Raw genomic sequence first — 4,184 nt, 5'->3', positions numbered from 1 at the left:
CTGAACCGCTCGTCCGATCTATTCGCTATAAATGAAAAATACTCTCAAGACCCGTAAGTTAAGCTTTATTCGTTTGTTATCTTCTGTTGCTGTGATTCTTTTCGTATCAATCTTACTTTATTTGAATTCCGATCTCTCTGACTCTAAGGTACACGATCATTCGCATCAGGCTGTTGTCCAAATGCTGCAAAAAAAAGTGTTTGAACCTGTCCTACCAGATAGAGCGGTGACTCTTCCTCACGACTTTAAATCCCACCCGGAATATCAGCATGAATGGTGGCAGTACTTTGCTAATGTTGTTGACCAGCAAGGCACTGAATATGCTATTCAGTGGAGCTTCTTTCGAATAGCTCGGGATGAGAGAAAGACTGAAGGCTGGCAAAACCCGCAGATCTATATTTCTCATGCCGTCATTTCTAATAAAACGCAAGTGTGGAAAGAGCAGAGGATTGCTCGTGGGGGAATCGGACAGTCGGGCACGAATGTGAACCCATTTAAAATATGGATTGATAATTGGGGGTGGCAGTCATTGGGCTATACGCCATTTCCTGGCGAATTAGATATTTCAACTAATGACTTCAGCATAAACCTTCAAACATTGACAGCAGGCCCTTTTGCGCTACTTGGCGAGAATGGGTATCAGCCCAAACATGATCTCCTTCCTATCGCGGCATTTAACATTAATGCGCCATTTTTGTCTGTATCTGGCGAACTGAGCCTAGATAATGGTGAGCCATTGAAAGTGAAAGGCAGTGCATGGATGAGCAAAGAGTGGGGGAGCCAGCTGATTTCGAAGCATCAGGAAGGTTGGGATTGGTTTGTCATTAACTTAACCCCGACTGAGACGTTAACCATAAGTCGTTATCGTCATCATGAACAAATGCCGTATCTCTATGGTTCTATCATCAGCAATAGTGGAAGAATAACGTTACTTGATGAAACGAGTATCTCGTTAAGCCCTTCAAAAACGACGGTATTGTCGAACGGAAAAAAAATACCTCTTGAATGGAGTATAGTGATTGCTGAGCATGGCATCGATGTATTACTCACACCGGTTAATCGCCATTTATTATTACCTTTTGTTATTCCTTACTGGGAAGGGCCAGTTGAAACATCAGGTTCTCACGAAACAAAAGGATTTATGCAACTAACGGGCTATTAATACCAAATGTAGTATAGATCTCATTTTTTAGATGATTAGACTCGCTTAATCTTTTGATTAGCGAGTTTTTTTATTCTAGTTCTTTTGTGTAACATTGTGTTATAAATTGAATGATTAAGTGTGCCTCTGATTGTTATATCGGAAATTCCGAATTAACATATCAGAAGAAACGAAATTATATTTGCTGAGGATAAAAGCTAGTCACCATTAATTTCGTTAATTTTTTAATTATTTAAAATTCTAAGGGCAACAACAACATGACAAGTATGATTCGTGACTTCTTAAAAATGGAGTCATCTAGTGGTATTTTACTGGTCATTGCCGCAATCACTGCGATGATGATAGCTAACTCGCCTCTCAACGGCTTTTATCAGGGTTTTTTACATACTTATTTGTTGGGGATGTCTCTATCTCATTGGATCAATGATGGCTTAATGGCTATCTTTTTTCTTATTATCGGTCTTGAAGTGAAACGTGAGCTGGTTGAAGGTGCGCTGAAGTCAAAAGAAACAGCGATGTTCCCAGCAATCGCGGCAGTAGGTGGAATGTTAGCGCCTGCACTTGTTTACGTTTTATTTAATTATCAAGATCCAGAAGCCCTCGCCGGTTGGGCAATACCTGCTGCCACCGATATTGCATTCGCACTTGGGATTATGGCCCTTCTGGGTAATCGTGTTCCTATCAGCCTAAAAGTCTTTTTACTTGCGTTAGCGATCATCGATGACTTGGGCGCTGTTATTATTATTGCGCTTTTCTATACCAACGATTTGTCGGTAACTGCGTTGACAGTCGGTTTTATTTCAACTGCTGTTTTGTTTATCTTAAACTCACGTCGTGTCACGTCTTTACCTCTGTACCTAATTATCGGCTTCGTGCTTTGGTTCGCGGTACTAAAATCTGGAGTGCATGCAACGTTAGCGGGTGTTGTTGTCGGGTTCGCTATTCCATTAAAAGGGAAAACAGCCAGTGACTCGCCACTTAAAACGTTAGAACACGCCTTACACCCGTACGTCGCATTCGGTATTTTACCTTTGTTTGCGTTAGCTAACGCAGGCGTATCTTTACAGAATATCTCGGTAGAAGGTTTAACATCTATGCTTCCTTTAGGGATCGCTTTAGGCCTATTGGTGGGTAAGCCTATTGGTATTATGTCTTTCTGTTGGCTGTCGCTGAAATTGGGGATTGCAAAGCTTCCTGACGGGATTCAGATGCGACATATTTTTGCCGTGTCTATCTTGTGTGGTGTGGGCTTTACAATGTCGATATTTATATCTTCATTGGCTTTTGGCTTTGAGAAAGAAGTCATGGACACATATGCTCGTCTAGGAGTTCTACTTGGCTCTACAGCTTCTGCACTATTGGGGTATGCAATTTTAAGTATTGTTTTACCAAAGCAAAAAGCCGTGACAAATTAATTTAAAATAGTTCGCAAAGGCAGACTTTAACGTCCCTTTGCGAACTCTTCTCCTATCCAAATCTCTCGCCCAGTTACACTTAGATACAGAAAATTATCGTTTAATCTACAACGTTATTTGACAAGTCATTTCTTCCTTTTATTCATTGAGCAATAAGTAATCAGTCCGTTGTCTTTTGAATATTTACTAATCTATTTAGATGGTATTTTCGTCGTATTTGTCAGTTTTTTACGGAAATACCGAGTTATTGGTTCATAACAAGCGAGTATTCAAGCTAGTGCTATTTAAATAAACTCCTCGTTCAATAATAACGTTACTTTCTGTATTTCGTTTTTGAATATTATTGCGTTATAGATTGGTTGTGATTATGCTTTTTTTAAGGTTTCTCATGCCCTAACTCGTATACACTAATTCAAATATCGGATTTATTTTGAGTTAGCGTCTTGCTACTTGATTCTATGGTCGAAGTTTTTGGAGGCTATTTTTAATGCTTATTGCTGTCCTGTCAGGTTTTTTCCTGGCGGCATTTGTTCCTTGGTTGTTTAAGCGTTTTGGTGAGAAAACCAGCCACTTGCTCGCACTGTTGCCAGCGGCTTTGTTTGTCTATTTTCTTACTTTTTTGCCGGCTGTGACAAGCGAAGGTCGACTGCTGATCAGTTATGAATGGGTACCACTATTAGGTATCAGTTTGAATTTTTGGCTAGATGGGTTGAGCCTACTGTTTGCGTTACTGATTTCGGGTATCGGCTTTTTCGTCATTATTTATACAGGCAGCTACCTAGCTCATAAAGCCGATCAGCGTAAGCTCTTAATGTATCTGATGGCATTTATGGCGGCGATGCTCGGCGTTGTGCTGTCTAGCAACCTGATGGCCATGTTTGTCTTCTGGGAACTGACCAGCATTACTTCGTATATGCTGATTGGCTATTACCATGAAAAAGAATCATCGCGTAAATCAGCGCTTCAAGGACTCATGGTGACCGTTGGTGGTGGTCTTGCGCTACTGGCGGGCATTATTATGCTTGGCCTGATTGCCGGTACTTATGAAGTCAGGGAGATTCTTGCTCAAGGCACGAGTCTTCAATCCCATCCCTTATTCCCTGCAATGATGGTGTTGGTTCTACTTGGTGCATTTACTAAGTCAGCACAATTCCCATTTCATTTTTGGTTGCCTAACGCGATGGCTGCCCCAACGCCTGTCAGTTCTTACTTACACTCCGCCACCATGGTAAAAGCGGGTGTCTATTTGATGGCTCGATTGCAACCTACGATGGCAGGTTATGAAGCATGGACTGTTGCGCTTACATTCTTTGGTGCGACGACAATGTTACTCGGAGCCACTTTGGCTGTCACTAGTACCGATTTGAAACGTATTTTGGCGTACTCAACCGTAATGGCATTAGGTACGTTAACGATGCTCATTGGTATCGGTACGGAAGCTTCATTGGTTGCAGCGGTAGTCTTTCTGTTAGGTCACGCGCTGTATAAAGGTGCGCTCTTTATGGCCGCGGGTACGATTGATCATGAAGCGGGAACAAAGGACGTACGTGAATTAGGCGGGCTTAGAAAGGCTATGCCATATACGGCCGCCTTTATGTCATTAGCCG

Annotated in this window: 3 protein-coding genes; all 3 read left to right on the top strand. The window is 41.7% G+C overall.

Annotated features, from left to right (window positions below):
- The first annotated feature begins 31 nt into the window (after positions 1 to 31).
- The gene (locus tag ACP45E_RS17735) at positions 32 to 1,162 is read left to right on the top strand and encodes a lipocalin-like domain-containing protein (RefSeq protein ID WP_017038901.1); all 1,131 of its coding nucleotides are present in this window, start codon (positions 32 to 34) and stop codon (positions 1,160 to 1,162) included.
- Between the two features lie 257 nt (positions 1,163 to 1,419).
- Positions 1,420 to 2,577: a Na+/H+ antiporter NhaA gene (gene nhaA, locus ACP45E_RS17730; RefSeq protein ID WP_017035310.1), complete on the top strand. Its 1,158-nt coding sequence runs from the start codon at positions 1,420 to 1,422 to the stop codon at positions 2,575 to 2,577.
- Positions 2,578 to 3,064: 487 nt separating this feature from the next.
- Positions 3,065 to 4,184, top strand: a 1,120-nt coding sequence (locus ACP45E_RS17725; protein WP_277815718.1) for a proton-conducting transporter membrane subunit, incomplete at its 3' end; no start/stop codon positions are given.

The sequence above is a fragment of the Vibrio genomosp. F10 str. 9ZD137 genome (assembly GCF_049974785.1).
Lineage (GTDB): Bacteria > Pseudomonadota > Gammaproteobacteria > Enterobacterales > Vibrionaceae > Vibrio.
Note: the sequence above shows the minus strand (reverse complement) of the source record. Positions and strands in the feature narration are given on the sequence as shown.